Origin of the sequence: Streptomyces sp. NPDC004732 (assembly GCF_040609235.1) — a bacterium.
Lineage (GTDB): Bacteria > Actinomycetota > Actinomycetes > Streptomycetales > Streptomycetaceae > Streptomyces.
The window spans coordinates 34,507-57,624 of sequence record NZ_JBEXJR010000002.1 but is presented as its reverse complement, the minus strand read 5'-3'; the positions used below and the strand labels follow the sequence as shown (position 1 = coordinate 57,624).

General features: G+C 71.7%; 20 protein-coding genes. 13 read left to right on the top strand and 7 right to left on the bottom strand.

The genetic code is table 11. The annotated features are described in order from the left end of the window. On the bottom strand, positions 1-1,865 hold a 1,865-nt coding region (locus tag ABZV77_RS04650; protein ID WP_356252276.1), incomplete at its 3' end, for a DEAD/DEAH box helicase. A gap of 365 nt (positions 1,866-2,230) precedes the next feature. Here ABZV77_RS04650 and ABZV77_RS04645 point away from each other — a divergent pair. Further along, positions 2,231-2,968 (top strand): ferritin-like fold-containing protein, encoded by a 738-nt coding sequence (locus tag ABZV77_RS04645; RefSeq protein WP_356250307.1) that lies wholly within the window; start codon positions 2,231-2,233, stop codon positions 2,966-2,968. 188 nt (positions 2,969-3,156) lie between these two features. Here ABZV77_RS04645 and ABZV77_RS04640 read toward each other — a convergent pair whose 3' ends face one another. From ABZV77_RS04640 to ABZV77_RS04625, 4 genes are all read right to left on the bottom strand, one after another. Beyond that, a complete protein-coding gene (locus tag ABZV77_RS04640) occupies positions 3,157-3,426 on the bottom strand; it encodes a hypothetical protein (RefSeq protein ID WP_356250305.1) in 270 nt (89 codons plus the stop codon). 192 nt (positions 3,427-3,618) lie between these two features. Then, positions 3,619-3,846 carry a DUF3107 domain-containing protein gene (locus ABZV77_RS04635; protein WP_055565193.1) on the bottom strand — a complete coding sequence of 76 codons (228 nt, stop codon included), beginning with the start codon at positions 3,844-3,846 and terminating at the stop codon, positions 3,619-3,621. Positions 3,847-3,986: 140 nt separating this feature from the next. Continuing rightward, entirely contained in the window at positions 3,987-4,628 is a 642-nt protein-coding gene (locus tag ABZV77_RS04630; RefSeq protein ID WP_356250303.1) for a TetR/AcrR family transcriptional regulator, read from the bottom strand. A gap of 189 nt (positions 4,629-4,817) precedes the next feature. Beyond that, a complete protein-coding gene (locus ABZV77_RS04625) occupies positions 4,818-5,036 on the bottom strand; it encodes a hypothetical protein (protein ID WP_356250302.1) in 219 nt (72 codons plus the stop codon). A 209-nt stretch (positions 5,037-5,245) separates the two neighbouring features. Here ABZV77_RS04625 and ABZV77_RS04620 point away from each other — a divergent pair, with 209 nt between their 5' ends. The 12 genes from ABZV77_RS04620 to moeZ all read left to right on the top strand — a co-directional run bounded on the left by ABZV77_RS04620 (position 5,246) and on the right by moeZ (position 19,761). Beyond that, positions 5,246-6,247, top strand: coding sequence for an alpha/beta hydrolase (locus tag ABZV77_RS04620; protein ID WP_356250300.1), 1,002 nt, complete (start codon positions 5,246-5,248; stop codon positions 6,245-6,247). A gap of 8 nt (positions 6,248-6,255) precedes the next feature. Then, positions 6,256-7,662 carry a DUF3152 domain-containing protein gene (locus ABZV77_RS04615; RefSeq protein ID WP_356250298.1) on the top strand — a complete coding sequence of 469 codons (1,407 nt, stop codon included), beginning with the start codon at positions 6,256-6,258 and terminating at the stop codon, positions 7,660-7,662. A 45-nt stretch (positions 7,663-7,707) separates the two neighbouring features. Next, a complete protein-coding gene (locus ABZV77_RS04610; protein WP_317987152.1) occupies positions 7,708-7,800 on the top strand; it encodes an Ms4533A family Cys-rich leader peptide in 93 nt (30 codons plus the stop codon). Between the two features lie 183 nt (positions 7,801-7,983). Continuing rightward, positions 7,984-9,714, top strand: coding sequence for an ABC transporter substrate-binding protein (locus ABZV77_RS04605; protein ID WP_356250296.1), 1,731 nt, complete (start codon positions 7,984-7,986; stop codon positions 9,712-9,714). After that, positions 9,711-10,646, top strand: coding sequence for an ABC transporter permease (locus ABZV77_RS04600; RefSeq protein WP_356250294.1), 936 nt, complete (start codon positions 9,711-9,713; stop codon positions 10,644-10,646). The genes ABZV77_RS04605 and ABZV77_RS04600 overlap by 4 nt, the downstream gene beginning before the upstream one ends. Next, positions 10,643-11,650: an ABC transporter permease gene (locus tag ABZV77_RS04595; protein ID WP_356250292.1), complete on the top strand. Its 1,008-nt coding sequence runs from the start codon at positions 10,643-10,645 to the stop codon at positions 11,648-11,650. The genes ABZV77_RS04600 and ABZV77_RS04595 overlap by 4 nt, the downstream gene beginning before the upstream one ends. Further along, on the top strand, positions 11,647-13,257 hold the full coding sequence (locus tag ABZV77_RS04590) for an ABC transporter ATP-binding protein (RefSeq protein WP_356250290.1): 1,611 nt from the start codon (positions 11,647-11,649) through the stop codon (positions 13,255-13,257). Before ABZV77_RS04595 ends, ABZV77_RS04590 begins: the two co-directional genes overlap by 4 nt. 200 nt (positions 13,258-13,457) lie before the next feature. After that, positions 13,458-15,209, top strand: a complete 1,752-nt coding sequence (locus ABZV77_RS04585) for a DUF3492 domain-containing protein (protein WP_356250289.1) — start codon at positions 13,458-13,460, stop codon at positions 15,207-15,209. Beyond that, positions 15,206-16,648 carry a hypothetical protein gene (locus ABZV77_RS04580; RefSeq protein WP_356250287.1) on the top strand — a complete coding sequence of 481 codons (1,443 nt, stop codon included), beginning with the start codon at positions 15,206-15,208 and terminating at the stop codon, positions 16,646-16,648. The genes ABZV77_RS04585 and ABZV77_RS04580 overlap by 4 nt, the downstream gene beginning before the upstream one ends. A 174-nt stretch (positions 16,649-16,822) precedes the next feature. Continuing rightward, positions 16,823-17,782 (top strand): NAD-dependent epimerase/dehydratase family protein, encoded by a 960-nt coding sequence (locus ABZV77_RS04575; protein WP_306333045.1) that lies wholly within the window; start codon positions 16,823-16,825, stop codon positions 17,780-17,782. Further along, positions 17,770-18,519, top strand: coding sequence for a spherulation-specific family 4 protein (locus ABZV77_RS04570; RefSeq protein WP_356250286.1), 750 nt, complete (start codon positions 17,770-17,772; stop codon positions 18,517-18,519). Before ABZV77_RS04575 ends, ABZV77_RS04570 begins: the two co-directional genes overlap by 13 nt. A 63-nt stretch (positions 18,520-18,582) precedes the next feature. After that, positions 18,583-19,761, top strand: coding sequence for an adenylyltransferase/sulfurtransferase MoeZ (gene moeZ / locus ABZV77_RS04565; protein WP_356250285.1), 1,179 nt, complete (start codon positions 18,583-18,585; stop codon positions 19,759-19,761). 89 nt (positions 19,762-19,850) lie between these two features. Here moeZ and ABZV77_RS04560 read toward each other — a convergent pair whose 3' ends face one another. Both ABZV77_RS04560 and ABZV77_RS04555 read right to left on the bottom strand, forming a co-directional pair. Next, entirely contained in the window at positions 19,851-21,419 is a 1,569-nt protein-coding gene (locus ABZV77_RS04560) for an alpha/beta hydrolase (protein WP_356250283.1), read from the bottom strand. Between the two features lie 117 nt (positions 21,420-21,536). Further along, positions 21,537-23,087 carry an alpha/beta hydrolase gene (locus ABZV77_RS04555; RefSeq protein ID WP_356250281.1) on the bottom strand — a complete coding sequence of 517 codons (1,551 nt, stop codon included), beginning with the start codon at positions 23,085-23,087 and terminating at the stop codon, positions 21,537-21,539. Positions 23,088-23,118 lie beyond the last annotated feature (31 nt).

The following is a 23,118-nucleotide window of genomic DNA, read 5'->3' as shown; positions in this document are numbered from 1 at the left end:
GCGTCGGTCGCGGCGACCTCGACGGTGGCGGCCTCGACGACCTTCTCCGCAGCCTTACGGGTGCGGCGCTTCGGCTTCTCGGCCTCGGCTTCCGGCGCGGTGACCTCGACGGTGGCGGCTTCGGCGACCTTCTCCGCGACCTCCTCCGGGGGCTTGCGGGTGCGGCGGCGCGGCTTCGTGGCCGGGGCCTCCGCCTCGACGGCCGGGGCCGCGGGGGCGGCGGCGACCGGTGCGGGCGCCTCCGTCACGACGGCCGTGCTCTCGGCCGTGGCCAGAGCCTCGGACGCCCCACCGGAACGCGTGCGCCGACGGCGGCGCGGGGTGCGGGGCTCGGTCACCTCGGCGGCCGGGGCGGCCGGGGCGCTCGCCTCGGCCGTCGGAGCGGCGGTCGCCGTCGCGGTGGCGTCGAGCGGGCTGCCCGCACGGGTGCGGCGGCGACGACGCGGCGTGCGCGCGGGGCGCTCGCGCTCCTCGGACGACGCCGGGCCCGAACGGTCCCGGTCCCGGTCGCGGTTGCGGTCCCGGTCACGGTCCTGCGTACGACCGCCGGAGCGGCCACCGCGGCCGCGGCCACCGGTCTCGCCGAGGTCCTCGACCTCCTCCGCGCCCAGACCCGCACGGGTCCGCTCGGCGCGGGGCAGCACACCCTTGGTGCCCGCCGGGATGTCCAGCTCCTCATAGAGGTGCGGGGAGCTGGAGTACGTCTCGACCGGGTCGCTGAACCCGAGGTCGAGCGCCTTGTTGATCAGCTGCCAGCGCGGGATGTCGTCCCAGTCGACCAGGGTGATCGCGATGCCCTTGGCGCCCGCGCGGCCGGTGCGGCCGATGCGGTGCAGGTACGTCTTCTCGTCCTCGGGGGACTGGTAGTTGATGACGTGCGTCACGCCACCGACGTCGATGCCTCGCGCGGCGACGTCCGTGCAGACGAGCACGTCCACCTTGCCGTTGCGGAACGCGCGCAGGGCCTGCTCGCGCGCGCCCTGCCCGAGGTCGCCGTGCACGGCGCCCGAGGCAAAGCCGCGCTTCTCGAGCTGCTCGGCGATGTCGGCGGCGGTCCGCTTCGTACGGCAGAAGATCATCGCGAGTCCGCGGCCGTCGGCCTGCAGGATGCGCGAGACCATCTCGGGCTTGTCCATGTTGTGCGCGCGGTACACGAACTGCTTCGTGTTCGCGACGGTCTGGCCCTCGTCGTCCGGCGCGGTGGCGCGGATGTGCGTGGGCTGCGACATGTACCGACGGGCCAGGCCGATGACGGCGCCCGGCATGGTCGCCGAGAACAGCATCGTCTGACGCTTCGCGGGCAGCATGTTGATGATCTTCTCGACGTCGGGCAGGAAGCCCAGGTCGAGCATCTCGTCGGCCTCGTCGAGGACCAGGCACTTGACGTGCTTGAGGTCGAGCTTGCGCTGGCCCGCGAGGTCGAGCAGACGGCCCGGGGTGCCGACGACCACGTCGACGCCCTTCTTGAGGGCCTCGACCTGCGGTTCGTAGGCCCGGCCGCCGTATATGGCGAGGACGCGGACGTTGCGCGCCTTGCCTGCGGTCAGGAGGTCGTTCGTCACCTGCTGGCACAGCTCGCGCGTGGGAACGACGACGAGGGCCTGCGGCGCCTCGGTCAGCTGCTCCGGCTTGGCGCGGCCTGCCTCGACGTCGGCGGGCACGGTGACGCGCTCGAGGATCGGGAGCCCGAAGCCGAGGGTCTTGCCGGTGCCGGTCTTGGCCTGGCCGATGACGTCCGTCCCCGAGAGGGCGACGGGGAGCGTGAGCTCCTGGATGGGAAAGGGATTGATGATGCCGACGGCTTCGAGCGCCTCGGCCGTCTCGGGAAGGATCCCGAGCTCTCGGAAAGTCGTAGTCAGGGCTATGCCTCTTCTGTGAGACGCGGCTTGAGGCGAACGCTGGGGGTCGTGACCGTGCCACTACCGCCGGGCCGCTTGGGGGGCGGGCCGGGGGCGCGGGACCACTGCCGGCGCTCGAGCGCTCTTACCGCTGAGGTTCCCTCCTCGTGCCGCACGCACCTGTGCGTACCGCCCGGAGGGCTGTCGGGTCGGAGCCGATCGGGCCACCGACCGGGCATCCTCATTCGTACGGCCCGTCGAATATTCGGCAGGCGCATTACCACTGTACCGCGGAATCTCGCATGTGTGTCCGGCGAATTGGTCACATGGTCGTCGTCACAGTCACTGACCAGGGCCTTACGACGTCCGGCAAGCGGGCTATTGTGCGCTTCATGGAGACCCCCGACACCGCTGCCGAATCCGCCCCCGAACCCACCGGAATCGCCGCCCAGGACTGGGCGACGGCCGCCACCGAGCCCCAGTACCGCGCCGCGGTCGTGGACCTCCTCGGCGCGCTCGCCTACGGGGAGCTCGCCGCGTTCGAGCGGCTCGCGGAGGACGCCAAGCTCGCGCCGACGCTCGGCGACAAGGCGGAGCTGGCGAAGATGGCGTCGGCCGAGTTCCACCACTTCGAGCAGCTCAGGGACCGGCTGTCGGCGATCGGCGTGGAGTCGACGGAGGCGATGGAGCCGTTCGTCGCCGCGCTCGACGGCTTCCACCGCCAGACCGCGCCGTCCGACTGGCTGGAGGGCCTGGTCAAGGCGTACGTCGGCGACTCGATCGCCAGTGACTTCTACCGCGAGGTCGCGGCCCGCCTCGACGGCGACACCCGCGCCCTGGTGCTGGGTGTGCTCGACGACACGGGGCACGCGAGCTTCGCCGTGGAGAAGGTGCGCGCCGCGATCGAGGCGGACCCGCGCGTGGGCGGGCGGCTCGCGCTCTGGGCGCGGCGTCTGATGGGCGAGGCCCTCTCGCAGTCGCAGCGGGTCGTCGCCGACCGGGACGCGCTGTCGACGATGCTCGTCGGCGGCGTGGCGGACGGCTTCGACCTCGCCGAGGTCGGGCGGATGTTCTCCCGGATCACCGAGGCGCACACCAAGCGGATGGCTGCGCTGGGCTTGGCGGCGTAGTTCGGGGCCTGGCCGGAGTGCGGTCGGCTGCGGGTCCGTCGTGGCTGGTCGCGCAGTTCCCCGCGCCCCTTGGGTGGTCCGCGGCGTGGTCGGCTGCGGGTGCCTCGTGGCCGGTCGCGCAGTTCCCCGCGCCCCTTGAGCTACCCCCAGCGCCGCCCCCTTTGAGTGGCCCGCAGCGCCGCCCGCGGCTATGCCGTTGCCGAGCGGCGCATTCTTGTGCGGGTCGGGCGGAGCAGCAGGGACAGCAGTGCCACGGAGACGGCGACGGCTCCCAGGAGCGTCGCGGGGGCGTGGCCCGAGCCGAGTGCGGTGTGCGTGATGAAGGCGCCGATGAGTGCGCCTGCGGGGCCCGTGGCCAGGACCAGGTTGCGCGCGGGCAGTCGGTGCCCGAAGCGGTGCGCGGCGGCCCAGGCCAGGGCGAGGCCGAGCAGTGTGGAGCCGAGTGCTTCCAGAATCACGGTGTGTGCCCTCCCTTTGCGGCCGGTGCAAATCGGTCGTAGCCGGTCTACCCCCGGCGGCCGGAACGCAACCCTCCATGATCGGTCGGCGTCGGCATCCCCCGTATGACGGACAAGAACGGCCAACACACAGGAACGGCCCGGTGGTTGAGAACCACCGGGCCGTTCCTGTGAAGATCCACCAAGGGTGTCCTACAGGGCGCTGAAGCCCACCTTGCGCGCCGTGGGCTCGCCGAGCTCCACGTACGCCAGGCGGTCGGCCGGAACCAGGACCTTGCGGCCGTGGTCGTCCACGAGGCTCAGCAGCGGCGACTTGCCGGTCAGCGCCTCGGACACCGCGTGCTCGACTTCCTCGGCGCTCTGGCCGCTCTCCAGCACGATCTCGCGGGGCGCGTACTGCACGCCGATCTTGACCTCCACGGCTTTGTCCCTCCGACGGTCAGTCTGTGCGCGGCCGTCCGCGCCGTACCCAGCACACATTAGCCCGGTGAGGGGACGGGGACGGCCGCGGCCATGAACGCCGGTAGCGAACACGGGACGGGAACAAAAGGGCGAGGGGGTCAGTGGCCCTCGGCGCCGTGCAGCGGGAAGCCCGCGATGCCGCGCCAGGCGAGCGACGTGATCAGCTGGACCGCCTTCTCGCGCGGGACCGTGCTGGAGCTCGCCAGCCAGTACCGGGCGACGACCTGGGAGTATCCGCCGAGGCCGACGGCGAGGAGCATCGCCTCGTCCCGGGGCAGGCCGGTGTCCTCCGCGATGACCTCGCAGATCGCCTCGGCGCACTGCAGGGTGACGCGGTCCACGCGCTCCCGCACGGCCGACTCGTTCGTCAGGTCCGACTCGAAGACCAGCCGGAAGGCGCCGCCCTCGTCCTCCACGTACGCGAAGTAGGCGTCCATCGTCGCGGCGACGCGGAGCTTGTTGTCCGTGGTGGACGCCAGCGCCGTGCGCACGGACTGCAGGAGCGACTCGCAGTGCTGGTCGAGCAGGGCGAGGTAGAGGTCGAGCTTGCCCGGGAAGTGCTGGTAGAGCACGGGCTTGCTGACGCCCGCGCGCTCGGCGATGTCGTCCATCGCCGCCGCGTGGTACCCCTGCGCGACGAAAACTTCCTGGGCCGCCCCGAGGAGCTGGTTGCGTCGGGCACGGCGCGGCAGGCGTGTGCCCCGCGGGCGTGCTGCCTCTGTCTGCTCGATGGCTGTCACGCCGCCTCCCAAATCGTCCGATGTGCGGTGAGCGCCGCGCCGCCATCGTACTTTTCGGTAACAGCGATGTGCGCGGTACGAGCGCAGAATTTCATGGACTGGACCATCGAAGATGGGCTCTCCAACGGTGCGTAGCAGGGCAAACACGGTCAGGTCGGTGTTGTCGGCCGACGACAGCCCCGCTCTGTCTCAGCGGTAGTCGTCCTCGTCGATGCTGACGACGCGGGCCTGTTCCGCGAGGTCGGCCTCGTTCGCCGCGGCCGGATCGGCCTCCTGGAGGGAGTCGTCCCGGCTCGGGGTGAGGTCCGTGTGCTGCTCCGCGGTGTCCGCCTCCGGGGCCTCGACATCGGCCTCGGCCGCGCTGTCGTCCGTCTCGAAGGTGTCGGGGTCGGTCGGGTCGACACTCATGTGTGGCTCGCTTCCCTTGCGGTACTGGGTGGCTTGGTGATGCGAGTGCCCCGTACTCCCTCATTCCATGACGCTTCGTGACTCTCTCTGCAAGTTGTCCCAGGTGATTCGAGCGTAGAAGAGGCACGCGTGAGGCGCTACGCGATCTGAGCACAATCTGTGACGGCGAACACGTGAACTACCGCGTGATCGTCTCGTAACATTGCCGCATGTCTTCGACCGAGCTGCCGAGCCTGCTGGCCTCCGCCGTCGCGCCCAAGCCGGGTGCAGTGGCGGTCGCGGACGGCGAGCGGCTCGACTCCGTGGCACTGCCAGGGCTCTCGCTGACCGTGCGCTCCCGGCCCTCGACCGGTCCAGGACTGCCACCCGCGCTGTACGTGCACGGGCTCGGCGGGTCCTCGCAGAACTGGTCGGCCCTGATGCCGCTGCTGGCGGACATCGTCGACTGCGAGGCGCTCGACCTGCCGGGGTTCGGGGACTCCCCGCCACCGGACGACGGGGACTACTCCGTCACGGGGCACGCCCGCGCGGTCATCCGCTACCTCGACGCGAGCGGCCGCGGCCCCGTCCACCTCTTCGGGAACTCCATGGGCGGCGCCGTCACCACGCGCGTCGCCGCGGTCCGCCCCGACCTGGTCCGCACGTTGACCCTGGTGTCGCCCGCCCTGCCGGAGCTGCGGGTGCAGCGCACCGCGGTGCCGACCGGGCTGCTCGCGGTGCCGGGTGTCGCATCCCTCTTCACCCGGCTCACCAGGGAGTGGACGGCCGAGCAGCGGGTGCGCGGCGTCATGGGGCTCTGTTACGGCGACCCGGGCAGGGTCACGCCGGAAGGATTCACTGCGGCGGTCCACGAGATGGAGCGCAGGCTCCAGCTCCCCTACTTCTGGGACGCGATGGCCCGCTCGGCGCGCGGCATAGTGAACGCTTACACGCTGGGCGGCCAGCACGGGCTGTGGCGGCAGGCCGAGCGCGTGCTCGCCCCGACCCTGCTCGTCTACGGAGGCCGCGATCTGCTCGTCTCCTACCGCATGGCGCGCAGAGCGGCCGCCGCGTTCCGCGACTCGCGGCTGCTCACACTGCCCGACGCGGGGCACGTGGCGATGATGGAGTATCCCGAGACCGTCGCCACCGGCTTCCGTGAACTGCTCGTCGACCTGGGTGAGTCGAGTACCGCGGGCCCTGGTGGCGCGCGCGTGGGTTCGGGGAGCTGAGGCGGGGCGTGGGACGGCACAGCCGCCGGGGTCCGGCAGACACGACTGACAACACCAGCACCTCGGGCATACCGAAGTCGCAGGGCGTGGGCCCGCAGCCGGGGCCCGGCACCGGGCGTCGCAGACGCGCTCGCGGGGCGGACGGCAGGCCGGTGGACGGCAGGCCGGTCGAGGGGACGCCTGCGCATGGCACCCCCGCTCATGGCACCCCCGTGCACGGCGTACCCCGGCAGACGCCGCACCACGGTGCGTCGCACGTCCGTGGCGGGCACCCCGAGCAGCGGGAGCCCGGCGGCGGCTGGGGCGATGTCACCGGCACCGGTGGCGGGCCCCGGATCGGGAGCGGCCCCGGCTTTCCAGGCCCCCGCCAGGACTACGTGGCCGCCTTCCCGGACGGCGGCGGCCCCGAGTCGGGCGCGCAGCCGCAGGCTCCCCGCGACCCGTACGCCTCCGTCACCGCCTGGGACGAGGCCGCCGAGCCCCGGCCCGACGACAAGAACAGCGACTTCCTCGACGGAGACGGAGACGGCGAAGGCAACGGAGACGGCGACCTCGCCGACGGGCAGGACGGCGACGGCAAGAAGGGCGGCCGCGGCCGCACCTTCACCGGCATCGCGGCCGCCGCCGTGACCACCGTGCTCGCGGTCGTCGTCGCAGGGCAGATGACGGGCGGATCCGATGACGCGGACCCGCAGTCCCGCGCCGCACCGGGCGGCGCGCGGGACACCGAGGACCCCGCCTCCCGCTCGGACCGCCGCCCCACCCCTGCGGATCAGCAGAAGGCGGCCCCGGCGACGTACGACGAGAAGATGAAGGAGAAGTACCCGCTGGACGCGAAGCTCAAGGCGTCCGGGGACTTCGAGGCGATGGCCGGGTTCGAGAAGGCGCCCGGCAAGGGGCAGAAGTTCCGCTACCGCGTCGACGTGGAGAAGGGGCTCGGTCTGGACGGGAAACTCTTCGCGCAGGCCGTGCAGAAGACCCTGAACGACGACCGGAGCTGGGCCCACGCCGGAGCCCGCACTTTCGAGCGAATATCGTCGGGGAAGCCCGATTTCGTCATTACGCTGGCGAGCCCGGGGACGACCGGCGTCTGGTGCGCGAAATCCGGTCTCGACACGACCCAGGACAACGTGTCGTGCGATTCCGCGGCGACGGACCGCGTGATGATCAATGCCTATCGGTGGGCCCAGGGCGCGCCCACCTACGGTGACGAGGTCAAGAAGAAGTTCGGCAACGTCATTTACCCGTACCGGCAGATGTTGATCAACCACGAGGTCGGACACCGGCTCGGCTTCAACCACACGGACTGCTCGAAGAGCGGGGACCTCGCGCCCGTCATGCAGCAGCAGACGAAGTTCCTGGAGCACGACGGCATCAAGTGCAAGGCCAACCCCTGGGCATTTCCCAAGAGTTGAGCAGCCACTTTGACATTTGTCGGAAGTTCGTTCATATTTCTCCGCATGTCGAACAGTCACGCCCCTTCGAGCGCCGCCATTGAGCTGGCGCTCTTCGGCGTGACCGCGCTCTGCGTGGCCGACATCCACTGTTGCTGACGCCCGCCCCGGCGAGTGCGTCGCTCTCTTCCCAGCCCAGGCCCTCTTAGGCCGCTCCCGGCTGTCCGCAGCTCTTTTCCGCTGCGTTTCCGCGCCTTCTCCGGGGCGAGCTCCGTTTCATTCCCGCTCGTTTCCTGTTGACCCGCCGCCATTCCGCGGCGACCCCCGAGAGGTCTTCTTCCGATGCGTCAATCGTCCGTCATAGCCCGCCGCGTGGCAGCGGCATCCGTCAGCCTGGTCCTGGCCTCGGGCGTCGCCGCCTGCGCGGGCCCCAAGGACAACGACGCCGGGAGCGGCGGCGACGGCACGCCCGCCAAGGGCGGCACGCTCAGCGTCCTCAACCGCGACCCGCAGACCGACTTCGACCCCGCGCGGCTGTACACCTCCGGCGGCGGCAACGTGCCGAGCCTCGTCTTCCGCACGCTGACCACCCGCAACCGCGAGGACGGCGCCAAGGGCACCGAGGTCGTCCCGGACCTCGCGACGGACCTGGGCAAGCCGAGCAAGAACGCCACCGTGTGGACGTACACCCTGAAGAAGGGCGTCAAGTACGAGGACGGTTCGGCGATCACCTCGGCGGACGTGAAGTACGGCATCGAGCGGTCCTTCGCCGCCGAACTCAGCGGTGGCGCGCCCTACTTGAGGGACTGGCTCGTCGGCGGGGACAAGTACGAGGGGCCCTACAAGGACAAGAGCGGCAAGGGGCTCGCGTCCATCGAGACGCCCGACGAGCGGACCATCGTCTTCCATCTGAACAAGCCCGAGGGCGAATTCCCCTACCTGGCGACCCAGACGCAGTTCACGCCCGTCCCGAAGAGCAAGGACAAGGGCACGAAGTACGAGGAGCACCCGGTCTCGTCCGGGCCCTACAAGGTCGTCAAGAACGAGAACGACGGGGAGCGGCTGCGCCTGGAGCGCAACCCGCACTGGTCCGCGAAGAACGACCCGGAGCGCAAGGCCTACCCGGACGTCATCGACGTACGGTCCGGGCTCGACTCGTCCGTCATCAACCAGCGGCTCTCCGCGAGCCAGGGCGACGACGCCGCCGCCGTCACCACCGACACCAACCTCGGCCCGGCCGAGCTCGCCAAGGTCAGCGGCGACAAGGAGCTGGCCTCGCACGTCGGCACCGGACACTTCGGCTACACGAACTACCTCGCCTTCAACCCGAAGGTGAAGCCGTTCGACGACCCCAAGGTGCGCCAGGCGATCTCCTACGCCGTGGACCGCTCCTCGGTCGTCAACGCCGCGGGCGGCTCCTCGCTCGCCGAGCCCGCCACCACGTACCTGCCGAACCAGAAGTCCTTCGGATACACGAAGTACGACCACTTCCCGGCGGGCACGTCCGGCAACGCGAAGAAGGCCAAGGAGCTCCTGAAGGAGGCCGGTCACAAGGACGGGCTCACCATCACGCTCACGCACTCCAACGCCAAGGACTTCGAGACCAGTCCCGAGATCGCCACCGCGGTCCAGGATGCGCTCAAGAAGGCCGGGATCACCGTCAAGCTGCAGGGCCTTGAGGACAACGACTACAAGGACAAGGTCCACAGCGCCAAGGACGAGCCCGGCCTCTTCCTCGCCCACTGGGGCGCCGACTGGCCCTCCGGCGGTCCCTTCCTCGCCCCGATCTTCGACGGCCGGCAGATCGTGAAGGACGGCGCCAACTTCAACTCCGGCTTCCTGGACGACAAGTCCGTCAACGACGAGATCGACGAGATCAACAAGCTGACCGACCTCAAGGCCGCCGCCGAGCGCTGGGGCGCCCTCGACAAGAAGATCGGCGAGCAGGCGCTGACCGTGCCGCTGTTCCACCCCGTCTACAAGCGCCTGTACGGCAAGGACGTCAAGAACATCGTCATCAGTGACTGGACCGGCGTCCTGGACGTCTCCCAGGTCGCGGTGAAGTCGTCGTGACGGTCCGCTCGGTCTTCTGGGGGCGGCTGCGCGAACAGCGCGCCGCCCTCGTGGCGGCGGGCGTCGTCGCGCTGCTCGTCCTCGTGGCGCTCGCGGCGCCGCTGCTCACCGCCCTGGAGGGGCAGGACCCCACCTCGTACCACCCGGACCTCATCGACTCGGCGCGCGGCGGCGTGCCGGTCGGCCCGTTCGGCGGGATCAGCGGGGAGCACTGGCTCGGCGTCGAGCCGCAGACCGGGCGTGACCTCTTCGCGCGGCTCGTGTACGGGGCGCGGGTGTCGCTCGGCGTCGCGCTCGCCGCGACCGTCGTGCAGGTGGTCATCGGTGTCGCGGTCGGGATCGCCGCCGGGTTCGGCAGCCGCTGGGTCGACCAGGTGCTCAGCAGGGCCACCGACGTCATCGTGGCCCTGCCGCTCATGGTCCTCGCGCTCGCGCTGATGGCGATCGTGCCCAGCACCTTCCCGCGGCCCGTGCTCGTCGCCCTCGTCATCGGCCTCGTCGCCTGGGGCAACATGGCCAAGATCGTGCGCGCGCAGACCGTCACGCTCAAGGAGCTCGACCACGTGGCCGCCGCGCGGCTCAGCGGCTGGGGCTCCGTGCGGATCGCCCGCCGCGAACTGCTGCCCGCGCTCGCCGCGCCCGTCATCACCTACGCCGCGCTGCTCGTCCCGGTCAACATCACGGTCGAGGCCGCGCTGTCCTTCCTCGGCGTGGGAGTGAAGCCGCCCACCGCGTCGTGGGGACAGATGCTCACGGCCGCGGACGTCTGGTACCAGGCCGCGCCGCAGTACCTGCTGTACCCGGCGGGCGCGCTGTTCCTCACCGTGCTCGCGCTCACCGTCTTCGGTGACGGCGTGCGCACGGCGCTCGATCCGCGGGCCGCCTCGCGGCTGCGGGTCGGGACGGGCCGGAAGCGGGAGGCACGGGCATGAGCGGGTTCGCCGGGTTCTCCGGATTCCTGGTGCGGCGCCTGCTGGGCGCCGCCGTCACGCTCCTCGCCATCTCCGTGATCATCTACGTGGTGTTCTACGCCGCGCCGGGCAACGTCGCCCAGATCACCTGTGGCCCGCGCTGTTCCCCAGCCCAAGTGCAGCAGGTCGCCGAGCAGTTGCGGCTCGACGACCCGCTGTACGTCCGCTACTGGGACTTCCTCCAGGGCATCTTCGTCGGCCACGACTACTCGACGGGCACCGGCACCGAGCACTGCGACGCGCCCTGCCTCGGGATCTCCTACCAGAGCGACCAGCAGGTCACCGCGCTGATCACCGCGAAGCTGCCGGTCACCGGGTCGCTCGCGCTGGGCGCCATGGTGCTCTGGCTCATCCTCGGGGTGGGCACGGGCGTGCTCTCCGCCTGGCGGCGCGGGCGGCTCAGCGAGCGCGTGCTGACCGCCGTCACGCTCGCGGGCACCGCCACGCCCGTCTTCGTGATCGGCCTGCTCCTGATGATCGTGGTCTGCGGTCAGCTGCAGTGGCTGCCCTTCCCGCAGTACGTGAACTTCGCGGACGATCCGACGCAGTGGGCGTGGAACCTGCTCCTGCCCTGGCTCTCGCTCGCCCTGATCGAGGCCGCCAAGTACGCGCGCCTGACCCGCTCCTCGATGCTGGAGACCCTCGCCGACGACCATGTGCGGACCTTTCGCGCGTACGGCGTGGGGGAGCGGTCGATCATCGGGAAGCACGCGCTGCGCGGCGCCGTCGCGCCCGTCATCGCGCTGACCGCCAACGACTTCGGGTCGATGTTCGGCGGTGCCGTGCTCAGCGAGACGCTGTTCGGCCTGCCCGGCATCGGGCGTGAACTCGTGCACGCGGTCAAGGTCGTCGACCTGCCGGTGGTGGTCGGCATGGTGATGGTCACCGGCTTCTTCGTGGTGCTCGCCAATGCCGTCGCGGACGTCCTGTACGCGGTGGCCGACCGACGGGTGGTGCTGTCATGAGTCTCGTCCGAGTCGAGGACCTGAGCGTCGGGTTCGGATCCGGCGCCGGTGTGGTCCGGGCCGTGGACGGCCTCTCCTTCACGCTGGAGAAGGGCGGCGCGCTCGCCCTCGTCGGCGAGTCGGGATCCGGCAAGTCCACGGTGGCGTCCGCGCTGCTCGGCCTCCACCGGGGCACGGGCGCGCACGTCGAAGGGACGGTGCTGGTCGACGGCGTCGACGTGGGCGCGGCGTCCGAAGCCGAACTGCGGCGGCTGCGCGGCGGCAAGGCCGCGATGGTCTTCCAGGACCCGCTCTCCTCGCTCGACCCGTACTACGCGGTCGGCGACCAGATCGCCGAGGTGTACCGGGTGCACACCGGAGCGTCCCGGCGGGCGGCACGCGCGCGTGCCGTGGAGGTGCTCGACCGGGTCGGCATCCCCGACGCGGCCCGCCGCTCCCGCTCCCGTCCGCACGAGTTCAGCGGCGGCATGCGCCAGCGCACGCTCATCGCCATGGCGTTGGCGTGCGAGCCCGCGCTGCTCGTCGCCGACGAGCCGACCACCGCGCTCGACGTCACCGTCCAGGCCCAGATCCTCGACCTGCTGCACACGCTGCGGACCGAGACGGGCATGGGGCTCCTCCTCGTCACCCACGACGTGGGCGTCGCGGCGGAGAGCGTCGACGAGGTCCTGGTCATGCGGGACGGGCGCGCGGTGGAGCGCGGCGCGGTGCGCGAGGTCCTGGGGGCGCCACGGGAGGCGTACACGCAGGAGCTCCTCAAGGCCGTGCCGCGGGTGGACTCGCCGCTGGTGCCGCCCGCCGGGGAGCCGGGCGACGTCGTGCTCGAAGCCGTCGGCCTCCGGCGGGAGTTCGGGCGCGGGAAGCGCGCGGTCACCGCGGTCGACGACGTCTCGCTCACCGTCCGCCGGGGGGAGACCCTCGGCGTGGTCGGGGAGAGCGGCAGCGGCAAGACCACGCTGGGGCGCATGCTGGTCGGCCTCCTGGCACCGAGCGCCGGGCAGCTCCTCCACGGGGGTGTGGAGCAGCCCGGCGGGCAGGTGTCGCCCGGTGTGCAGATGGTGTTCCAGGACCCCGTCTCCTCGCTCAACCCACGGCGTTCCGTCGGCGAGTCCATCGCCGACCCGCTGCGCGCGCGGGGCGAGAGCGACTCCTTCGTACGAGGGAGGGCGCGCGAACTCCTCGAACGCGTCGGCCTCGAACCGGCGCACTACGACCGCTACCCGCACGAGTTCAGCGGTGGACAGCGCCAGCGCGTCGGCATCGCGCGGGCGCTCGCGGCCGAGCCGCGCCTCATCGTGTGCGACGAACCGGTGTCGGCGCTCGATGTGACGACCCAGGCGCAAGTCGTCGCGCTGCTCGCCGAGTTGCAGCGCGAGCTGGGGCTCGCGCTGGTCTTCGTCGCGCACGACCTCGCCGTGGTGCGCCAGGTCAGCGACCGGGTCGCCGTGATGCGGCAGGGGCGGATCGTCGAGCAGGGCTCCGTGGCGGAGGTGTACGGGGCGCCACAGGATCCGTACACGAAGCGGCTGCTCGCGGCCGTGCCCGCGCTGGACCCGGAGGCGGCGGCGCGGCGGCGGGAGGCCCGCGAGGAGCTGGCCGCAGCCTGACGCTCGGTGACGAAAAGGGGCTCCTGAACTGCTATAGCGCGACAGAACGCTACCGGCGCGGGAAAGTTACTGCCGTTCACCCCTTTTGGTGGCGCGATGGACAACCGTCCGTCGCGCCACCTGCATGACCGCTTACGTTCGTCCCGCTGCGAGCCGCCGGCCAACGGCGGCTCACCGAACGGGAGATCGGGGGTGCGCTCGTGCGCGTCGGACTGCTTACGGAGGGTGGCTATCCGTATGTGAGCGGTGAGGCGAGGCTCTGGTGCGACCGGCTCGTACGCGGGCTCGGGCAGCACGAGTTCGACATCTACGCACTCAGCCGCAGCGAGCGGCAGGAGGCGCAGGGCTGGGTCGAGCTGCCGCCCCAGGTCGCCCGGGTGCGCACGGCGCCGCTCTGGACCGTCGACGACGAGGCGCTCTGCGCCGCGGGCCCCCGTGGCGGGCGCGGACGGCGGGCGCGGCGGCGGTTCGCCGAGTGCTTCGGAGAGCTTGCGGACGTGGTGTGCCGGGGCGATCGCGACGAGGTGGCGGACCGTTTCGGCAACGCTCTGTACGGGCTCGCCGAACTCGCCCGCGACGAAGGCGGCCTGGTCGGCGCGCTCCGCTCCGAGTCCGCCGTCCGCGCCCTGGAGAGCGCCTGCCACGCACCCGGCGCGCTGCGGGTCGCCCACGCCGCACGCGTCCCCGACCTGCTCGCCGCCGTCGGCCTGATCGAGCGAGCGCTGCGGCCGCTCTCCCTCGACTGGTACGAGTCCGACGGACTCGGCGCCGTCGACCTGTGCCACGCCACGTCCGGCGGGCCCGCGGCCCTCCCCGGGCTGCTGGCGAAGCACTTCGCGGGGGTGCCGCTGCTCGTCACCGAGTACGGCGTGCAGCTGCGCGCGCACTACCTCGCCGCGGGCGGCACGGACCTGAGCGCCCCCGCGCGGGCGCTGCTCGCCTCCTTCCACGGCCTGCTCACCGCGGAGGTGTACCGCGCGGCCACGGTCGTGACCCCCGGCAACACCCACGCAAGGCGCTGGCAGGAGCGCTGCGGCGCCGACCGCGCCAAGCTGCGCACGGTCCACCCGGGCATGGAGGCCGACCGCTTCGCGGAGATCGGCGAAGGGGGCTACGACGAATTCGCCGACGCCCCCGACACGCTCCTGTGGGTCGGTCGCGTCGAGCCCGCCAAGGACCTGATCTCGCTGTTGCACGCCTTCGCGGAGATCCGCGACGAGGTGCCGGGGGCGCGGCTGCGGATCGTCGGGGCACCCGCCGAGGGGCCCGAGGCCCAGGCCTACCTCGCGCACTGCAGGGCCCTCGCCGCGCAGCTCTTCCCGGACGAGGCGGCGGGCGCGCACGCCGTCGGCGACAACCCCGTCTCCTTCGAGGAGATCGGCGGGCCCGACGTGCCCGGCCTCGCCGACGCGTACGCCTCAGCGGGCGTCGTCGTCCTGTCCAGCGTCGTCGAAGGCTTCCCGATCAGTCTGGTCGAGGCCATGTTCTGCGGACGCGCGACCGTCTCCACGGACGTCGGCGCGGTGGTCGAGGTCATCGGCGGCACGGGGCTCGTCGTGCCGCCGCGCAATCCGCGGGCGCTCGCGGAGGCGTGCACGGCGCTCCTGCGCGACCCCGAGCGGTGCGCGCGCCTCGGCGCGGCGGCGCGGGCCCGCGCGCTCGAACTCTTCACCGTCGAGCAGAACATCGCGGCATTTCGAAGCATCTACCTGGAGATCGTCTCGCACTGCCCCGTCCGCAGGGACGCGGTGGACGAGGCGGGCGAACCGGTGCCGTTCGCGCACCCGGCGGAGGCGTATGTCCCGGGGCGCTGGGCGGTCGCGGTGGGGCCCGCGGCCGGGATGGAGCCGGGGGCGGCCGAGTGCGGGGTGCCGAGCTGGGCCGTGCCGGAGGAGGCCCCGGCGCCCGGAGGCGTAGAGGTGCGGGATCAGTTGAAGGGGGCTGCCGTATGAGTCGGACGAGCCGGACTAGCCGGATAGAGGGATACGAGAGCGCCGACCCGCCCGGCGCCGTGGACGCGCCGCGGGCTCCGGCGGGCGCGAGCGCCTGGGACTCCCGGTCGGAGGAGCTGCTGCACGGGCTGCCTGGGCTGCCCGGGCTGCCCGGGCCGCACGGGGCCGCTGCGGCTCCGCTCGGCGACGGCGTGTCCGTCCCCGCCTTCGGCGAGGGCGAGCGCGGCGACGACGACGGCGACAGCGGTTGGGACGCACGCGGCAAGGGCAGGCGCGGCGCCGGAACCCGGTCGCCGCTCGCCCGCGTCGCCGCCCGCGCCAGGCCCCCTCGGCGCGGCGCCGCCGACCCCGTGAAGGCCCTCATGCACCGGCACCGGGAGCTGTGCGAACGTGCCGTCGACCCGCTGGAGATCGCGGCGGGCCTGGAGGCGCACGGCGTCACCGACCGGGCCGCCGCACGCTTCCGGCACCGGGACGTGTTCGCACTGGCCGAGGAGATGTACGCGCGCGTGCCCGGGCTCCCCGGCGGGCGCGTGCCGTCGCTCGCCGTACGCCCCGTGACTTCTCCGTCGAGGCAAGTCCCCTCCGGCTGGGCCCTGTTCGCGCTGCTGCCCGGCGCCGTGTGCGCGGCCGCCGTCGCGGGACTCGCCCTCAGCGAGGGCCACCTGCGGCTCGTGGCCGCGCTCGGCGGCGCACTCGCCGTCGCCGTGGCCCTGCGCATCGCCCTCCGGCACGGACCGCTGCGCGCCGTCACCCGTCCGGTGCCCGCCACGCGCGCGTGGGTGTGCTGGCTCCTTGCGTACGCCCTGCTCGGCGACGGCCTGTTGAACGGCGCCGTCGCGGGCGGCCCGGACGGTCCCGGCGACCTCTGGGACCCGGCGGTCGCCGCGCTCCTCGGGCTCTCCCTCGCCGTCGCGCCCGCGGTCTGGTGCGCCCGCCTCTTCGCGGTGCGGTCCGGTGGCCGCCTCGCCGCGAGCCGCGGACTCGATGAATTCGCGTCCTCCGTAAGGCCGTTGCTCTTCGGTGCCTTCGCACTGTTCCTTGGCGCGCTCGGATCGCTGCTCGCGGGGGTGCACGCGCTGCTGCGCGACACGGGCGCGGGCCCCGGTCACGGCACACCCGCGATGGCCGGGGCCGCCGCGCTCGGCGCACTGCTCCTGCTCGCGCGGCTCCTCGGTGTCTACGGCTTCACCCGCGCTCCCGCCCTGCTGCTCGGCGCCGCCGGTGCCTGCGAAGCGGCCGCCCTGGCCCTGGTGTTCGCCGCCCGGCTGCCCGGCTGCGACGCGCTCGCCGTCCCCGTCACGGCCGCCGTCGACGCATGGGGCCCGGGCGTCGTACCGGCCACCGCGTGCGGCGGCGCCGCCCTCGTCCTGCTCGTCCACGCGGCCAGGACCCTGACCCTGGCCTCGGCCCACGCCGGTTCCCGTGATGCGCCGTGAATCGACAGGTGACCCAACTCGTGAACCGACGCCCCGCAGACCGCCAGGACCACTCTCCCGCGGGGCCGACACCGCGGGCTCATCCCGTGCACCACGGCAACTTCCCGAAGGAGAAACACAGATGACCACCCGCAGCCGTCCCCGCCGCCGAGCGGCCACCCCGGGAGGCCCCCGATGAGGGTGCTGCTGATCGGAGCCAACGGATACCTCGGCCGGTTCGTCGCCGACCGGCTCCTTGCCGACCCGGCCGTGCAGCTCACCGCGCTCGGCCGCGGCGACGACTCGGACGTACGGTTCGACCTCGCCAGCGGAAGCCCCGGCGCGCTCACCCGTTTCCTGGACGCCGTCCACCCGGGCGTCGTCATCAACTGCGCAGGGGCCACCCGGGGCGGTGCCCGCGACCTCACCCGGCACAACACCGTCGCCGTCGCCACCATCTGCGAGGCCTTGCGGCGCAGCGGCTGCGGGGCGCGCCTCGTGCAGCTCGGCTGCGGCGCGGAGTACGGGCCGAGCCAGCCGGGCTCCTCGACGGCCGAGGACGCGGTGCCGCGGCCCGGCGGGCCCTACGGCGTCAGCAAGCTGGCAGCCACGGAACTCGTGCTCGGCTCCGGGCTCGACGCCGTCGTCCTGCGCGTCTTCTCGCCCGCAGGCCCCGGCACGCCCGCCGGGTCGCCGCTCGGGCGGCTCGCGGAGGCCATGCGGCGCGCGATGCAGGCGGGGGACGGCGAGCTGAAGCTCGGGGGGCTCGGCGTGCAGCGGGACTTCGTGGACGTACGCGACGTGGCGCGCGCCGTGCACGCCGCCTCGCTCTCCGCGGCCCAGGGTGTCGTGAACATCGGGGCCGGACGCGCCGTACGACTACGTGACGCGGCCGCCGTCCTGGCCCGCGTCGCGGGGTACGGCGGCGCGTTGCACGAACTCGACCAGGTGCCCGTGCGGGCATCCATCGGCCACCCCCGCGGCGAATCCGAGCACGGGGGACCGGCCGCGGCCGCGTACCCCTACCCGGACGGCTGCGGGAGCTGGCAGCAGGCCGATGTACGCACGGCGCGGGACCGGCTCGGCTGGCGGCCCCGCATCAATCTCGAAGAGTCACTGGCCGATATCTGGATGGAGGCCGCATGCCGCATCTGACCAGGACCACGAGGGGTACCGCGAGCACCGAGGTACGGATCGGCTTCGGCATCCCGGGCTTCGCCCACCCCCTCGTGGCTCCCGTCGAATGGTCCGAACTCACCCGCCCCGGCACCCCATTGAAGTGGGTTGTCCTGAATGTCGCCAATGGTCCCGGGGAGCGTCCTGACCCGCACTGCCTGGAGGCGGCGGGACGGCTGCGGAACGCGGGCATCCGGGTGCTCGGGCACCTCGACACGACGTACGGAGCACGCGCCTTCGGGGAGCTGATCTCCGACGCGCACCGCTATCTCGACTGGTACCAGGTCGACGGCTTCTCCCTGGACCGCTGCCCGACCGAGCGGGCCGCGCTCCCGGAGGTGCGCAGGACGGTGACGACCCTGCGGGCCCTGGTCGGCGACGCGCACATCGTGCTCGGGCACGGCACCCATCCGTACCCCGGCTATGCCGAGACGGGCGACCAGTTGGTGACCTTCACGGGCCCGTGGAGCGATTACCGCTGGTCGCAGGTTGCCGAGTGGACCGCGGACTATCCGCCCGAGCGCTTCTGCCACTTCGTGCACGGCATGCCGCGCGGGCATCTGGACGAGGCGCTGCGCATCGCCCGCTGGCAGGGCGCCTCGACGATCTACTTCACGGACCGTGTGGACGGGGGTGGCGTGGGTGACCCCTGGGAGTCCATGCCCGGCTACTGGGACGAAATCGTCTCGCGCATCGGAACGGGTGTCTCGGAATGAAGAAGGGCGTGGCAGTGTTACTTGCAGAACAACCGTTCCGCATTACCGACCAACGGAGTCCCCGTGTCGCTGCCACCCCTGGTCGAGCCCGCATCCGAGCTCACCGTCGATGAGGTTCGCAGGTACTCCCGCCACCTGATCATCCCCGACGTCGGGATGGACGGGCAGAAGCGGCTGAAGAACGCCAAGGTGCTGTGTGTCGGCGCCGGCGGCCTCGGGTCGCCGGCGCTGATGTACCTGGCCGCGGCGGGTGTCGGCACGCTCGGCATCGTCGAGTTCGACGAGGTCGACGAGTCCAACCTCCAGCGGCAGATCATCCACAGCCAGGCGGACATCGGCCGCTCCAAGGCGGAGTCCGCGAAGGACTCGGTCCTCGGCATCAACCCGTACGTGAACGTGATCCTCCACAAAGAGCGGCTCGAGGCCGACAACGTGATGGACATCTTCAGCCAGTACGACCTGATCGTCGACGGCACCGACAACTTCGCGACCCGTTACCTGGTCAACGACGCGTGTGTGCTGCTCAACAAGCCGTACGTGTGGGGTTCCATCTACCGCTTCGACGGCCAGGCGTCCGTCTTCTGGAGCGAGCACGGCCCCTGCTACCGCTGCCTCTACCCGGAGCCCCCGCCGCCCGGCATGGTCCCCTCCTGCGCCGAGGGCGGCGTGCTCGGCGTGCTGTGCGCGTCGATCGGCTCCATCCAGGTCACCGAGGCGATCAAGGTCCTCACGGGCACCGGCGACGCGCTCGTCGGCCGCCTGATGATCTACGACGCCCTGGAGATGCAGTACCGCCAGGTGAAGGTCCGCAAGGACCCCGACTGCGCGGTCTGCGGCGAGAACCCCACCGTCACCGAGCTCATCGACTACGAGGCCTTCTGCGGCGTCGTGTCCGAGGAGGCCCAGGAGGCGGCGGCCGGTTCGACGATCACTCCCAAGCAGCTCAAGGAGTGGATCGACGACGGCGAGAGCATCGAGATCATCGACGTCCGCGAGGTCAACGAGTACGAGATCGTCTCGATCCCCGGCGCCAAGCTGATCCCGAAGAACGAGTTCCTCATGGGCAACGCGCTCCAGGACCTCCCGCAGGACAAGAAGATCGTCTTGCACTGCAAGACGGGTGTCCGCAGTGCGGAAGTCCTCGCGGTGCTGAAGTCCGCGGGCTTCGCGGACGCGGTGCACGTGGGCGGCGGCGTGATCGGCTGGGTCAACCAGATCGAGCCCGACAAGCCGGTCTACTAGGCGTAGGGCCTGAACGGCCCAAAAGGGGGCCCGCACCTTCAAGGTGCGGGCCCCCTTTTTTGATCAGGTTTTTGATCAGATTTCTTGGGTCAGGAGTCGCAGGTCTTGTTGTTCTTCGGCGGGGTGCCCTCCAGCAGGTACGTGTCGACCGCGCCGTCGACACAGGAGCTGCCGTTGCCGTACGCCCCGTGGCCCTCGCCCTTCCAGGTCAGGTGGACGCCGACGCCCTTGCCGAGCTCGTCCGCCATCTTGCGGGCGCCCTCGTAGGGCGTGGCCGGGTCGCCGGTGTTGCCGACGACGAGGATCGGGGCGGCGCCCTCCGCGCTCACCTCGGGGGACTCGTGCAGACCGGCCACCGGCCACTCGTGGCACCAGCCCGCCGTGTCCCAGCCCAGGAACTCCCCGAACACCGGCGATATCCCGCGGAACCGGTCCAGGCGCTGCTTCGCCTCCGCAGGAGTGGTCCGCGCCTTGGTGTCCAGGCAGGAGATCGCCCGCTGCGAGTGGCTCTGCGTGCTGTAGCGCCCCGAGGCATCGCGTTCGTTGTAGGCGTCGGCGAGCTGGAGCAGCGCCGAGCCGTCGCCCTTCTCGGCGTCCTCCAGGCCGCGGGTCAGCGAGGGCCAGGTCTGCTTGCTGTAGAGGGTGACCAGGATTCCGGTGTGCGCGAGGGACTCCGTCAGCTTCCGGTCGCTCGAAGTGCGCATCGGCTCGGCGTCCAGGCGCTCGAACAGCTTCTCTATCTTCGCGGCGCCCGCCTTGGGGTCCTCCCCGCGGGACTTGAAGTAGTTGTCGAGGGCGCGCTGGAAGCCCCGCGCCTGGTTCTCCGCGTGGCCGATCGAGTCCGCGCTCGGGTCGACGACCGCGTCGAACACCAGGCGGCCGACGCGCCGAGGGAACAAGTGGGCGTACGTGCCGCCGAGTTCGGTGCCGTACGAGACGCCGAAGTAGTGCAGCTTGTCGTCGCCGAGGACCTGGCGCAGGACGTCCATGTCACGGGCGGCGTCGGCCGTCGAGATGTGCCCGATGAGCTTCTTCGAGGCCTGTGCGCAGCCCGCACCGAAGTCGGCCGCGTCCTTGAAGTACGCCTTCTCCTCGGCCGCGGTGTCCGGCGTGAGGTCGACCTTCTTCTCCGCGGCCTGGGTCGCGTCGTCGTCCCGGCAGCGCACGCCCTCGCTGCCCGCGACCCCGCGCGGGTCGAAGCTCACCAGGTCGTACCGCTCGCGCAGCGAGTCGTACGAGTCGGCGAAGGACGGGAGGCCGGAGACGCCCGAGCCGCCCGGGCCGCCGAAGTTGAAGACGAGGGAGCCGATACGGTCGCCCTTGCCCGTGCTCTTGGCACGGATCAGGGCGACCCCGATGGTCTCGCCGCCCGGCTTGCCGTAGTCGAGGGGGACCTTCAGCGTCGAGCACTGCCACTCGGCGCCCGGGGCGCTGCCGCCCTCGGGTGCCTTGCAGCCGCTCCAGTCCAGCTTCTGGGAGGTCAGCGAGGCGGGCAGGGTCGATGAGGGGTCGGGCTTGGGCTTCGGCTCGGGACCGGTCGCCGAGGGGTTCTTCCCGTCGCTCCCGTCCCCGTCGTCGGACGCACCGCAACCGGCGGCCAGGCCCGCCACCAGCACTCCTGCTGCGGCCAGGGCCGCGGACCGTACGAAACGCTGCATAGAGGCGCTTCCCCCCTCGGAAGACAGTCAGGCCATATTAGGTGGGATCACCGACAGCGCCGGGGCGGGCCCTCACGGGTGGGCCCGCCGGGCCGCCGGGTCGCAGGACGGTGCAGGTCAGGAGCAGACCGTGCCCGCCTTCGGGGTCGTCCCTGCCAGCAGGTAGCCGTCCACCGCACCGCGTACGCACTTGTTCTTGCTGTCGTACGCCCCGTGTCCCTGGCCCTTGTACGTCAGCTCGACGCCGACGCCCTTGCCGAGCTCGTCCGCCATCTTGCGGGCGCCCTCGTACGGCGTGGCCGGGTCGCCGGTGTTGCCGATGACGACGATGGGCGGCGCGCCCTCGGCGCTCACGTCGGGGTGGTCGGCCTGGCCCTGGACCGCCCAGTCGGTGCAGCCGACCATGCCCCACGCGAGGTAGTCGCCGAACAGGGGGGATGCCTTGCGGAACTCGGGGAGCCTCTTCTCCACGAACTCCGCGTCGTAACGCGCCTTGTCGTCCGCGCAGTTGATCGAGACGTTGGCGGACTGGATGTTGCTGTACTCGCCGTCCTCGTTGCGCCCGTTCATCGAGTCGGAGAGCGCCATCAGGATCTTGCCGTCGCCGTCGTAGGCCTCTTCGAGGCCCTGGGTGAGGTACGGCCAGAAGTCCTTGGAGTACAGGGACTGCGCGATGCCGTTGGTGGCGGCGGTCTGCGTCAGCTCGCGCGGCGGGAGGCCGCGGATCGGCTTGCTGTCCAGGTCCTCCAGCAGCTTCGCGATCCGGTCCTTGACGTCCTGCTCGGTGTCGCCGACCGGGCAGTCCGCCAGCTGTGACGTGCAGTCCTTCGCGAAGTTGTCGAGCGCGAGCTGGAACCCCTTCGCCTGGCCGAGTGAGCCCTGTTCGGCGGTCTCCGTGGGGTCGACGACCGCGTCGAAGACGGCCCGTCCCACCTTCTTGGGGAACAAGTGTGCGTAGACGCCGCCGAGTTCCGTGCCGTAGGAGATGCCGAAGTAGTGCAGCTTGTCGTCGCCGAGCACCTGGCGCATCAGGTCCATGTCGCGGGCCGCGTCGGTGGTGCGGACGTGCGGGAGCGTCTTGCCCGCGTTCTTGTCGCAGCCGTTGTTGAAGCCCCGCACGTTGTCGAGGAGCTTCTTCTGTTCGGCGTCGTCGTCGGGCGTGGAGTCCTGCTGGAAGTACGTGTCGAGGTCGGAGTCGTCCTCGCACTTGATGCCCGCGCTGCGGCCGACGCCGCGCGGGTCGAAACTCACCAGGTCGTAGCGGGTGCGCAGCTTGGCGTAGTCCTCTCCGAAGGCGGGCAGCGTGGTGACGCCCGAGCCGCCGGGACCGCCGAAGTTGAAGACGAGCGAGCCGATGCGGTCGCCCTTGTCGCCGCTCGTGGCCGCCTTGATCAATGCGATGTCGACCGTGTCGCCCTTGGGCTTCGACCAGTCGAGGGGAGCCTTCATCGTGGCGCACTGCCACTCGGCGCCGCCGGGCAGCGGGGACGGGGCGTCGCCGCCGCCCTCCGCGGCGTCGGGCGCGGGGCAGTCCTTCCAGCTCAGCTTCTGAGCCGACAGATCCTCGTCCTTGGAGTCGTCGCTGCCGCCGCACCCCGCGAGGGTGGCGGACAGGAGCAGGGTGGCGGCGGCCAGAGCGGTCGCGCGCGGCTTGGACTGTGTGGGCATGTGCCCATCCTGCGGCGGGTCCTGACGGGGC

Bases quoted from the DNA above. Each gene is read 5' to 3' on its own strand.
- ABZV77_RS04645 (WP_356250307.1), top strand. From the start codon at position 2,231: ATGGAGACCCCCGACACCGCTGCCGAATCCGCCCCCGAACCCACCGGA.
- ABZV77_RS04595 (WP_356250292.1), top strand. From the start codon at position 10,643: ATGAGCGGGTTCGCCGGGTTCTCCGGATTCCTGGTGCGGCGCCTGCTG.
- ABZV77_RS04560 (WP_356250283.1), bottom strand. From the start codon at position 21,419: ATGCAGCGTTTCGTACGGTCCGCGGCCCTGGCCGCAGCAGGAGTGCTG.
- ABZV77_RS04610 (WP_317987152.1), top strand. From the start codon at position 7,708: ATGTCGAACAGTCACGCCCCTTCGAGCGCCGCCATTGAGCTGGCGCTC.
- ABZV77_RS04575 (WP_306333045.1), top strand. From the start codon at position 16,823: ATGAGGGTGCTGCTGATCGGAGCCAACGGATACCTCGGCCGGTTCGTC.
- ABZV77_RS04570 (WP_356250286.1), top strand. From the start codon at position 17,770: ATGCCGCATCTGACCAGGACCACGAGGGGTACCGCGAGCACCGAGGTA.
- ABZV77_RS04605 (WP_356250296.1), top strand. From the start codon at position 7,984: ATGCGTCAATCGTCCGTCATAGCCCGCCGCGTGGCAGCGGCATCCGTC.
- ABZV77_RS04555 (WP_356250281.1), bottom strand. From the start codon at position 23,087: ATGCCCACACAGTCCAAGCCGCGCGCGACCGCTCTGGCCGCCGCCACC.
- ABZV77_RS04590 (WP_356250290.1), top strand. From the start codon at position 11,647: ATGAGTCTCGTCCGAGTCGAGGACCTGAGCGTCGGGTTCGGATCCGGC.
- ABZV77_RS04580 (WP_356250287.1), top strand. From the start codon at position 15,206: ATGAGTCGGACGAGCCGGACTAGCCGGATAGAGGGATACGAGAGCGCC.
- ABZV77_RS04625 (WP_356250302.1), bottom strand. From the start codon at position 5,036: ATGAGTGTCGACCCGACCGACCCCGACACCTTCGAGACGGACGACAGC.
- ABZV77_RS04620 (WP_356250300.1), top strand. From the start codon at position 5,246: ATGTCTTCGACCGAGCTGCCGAGCCTGCTGGCCTCCGCCGTCGCGCCC.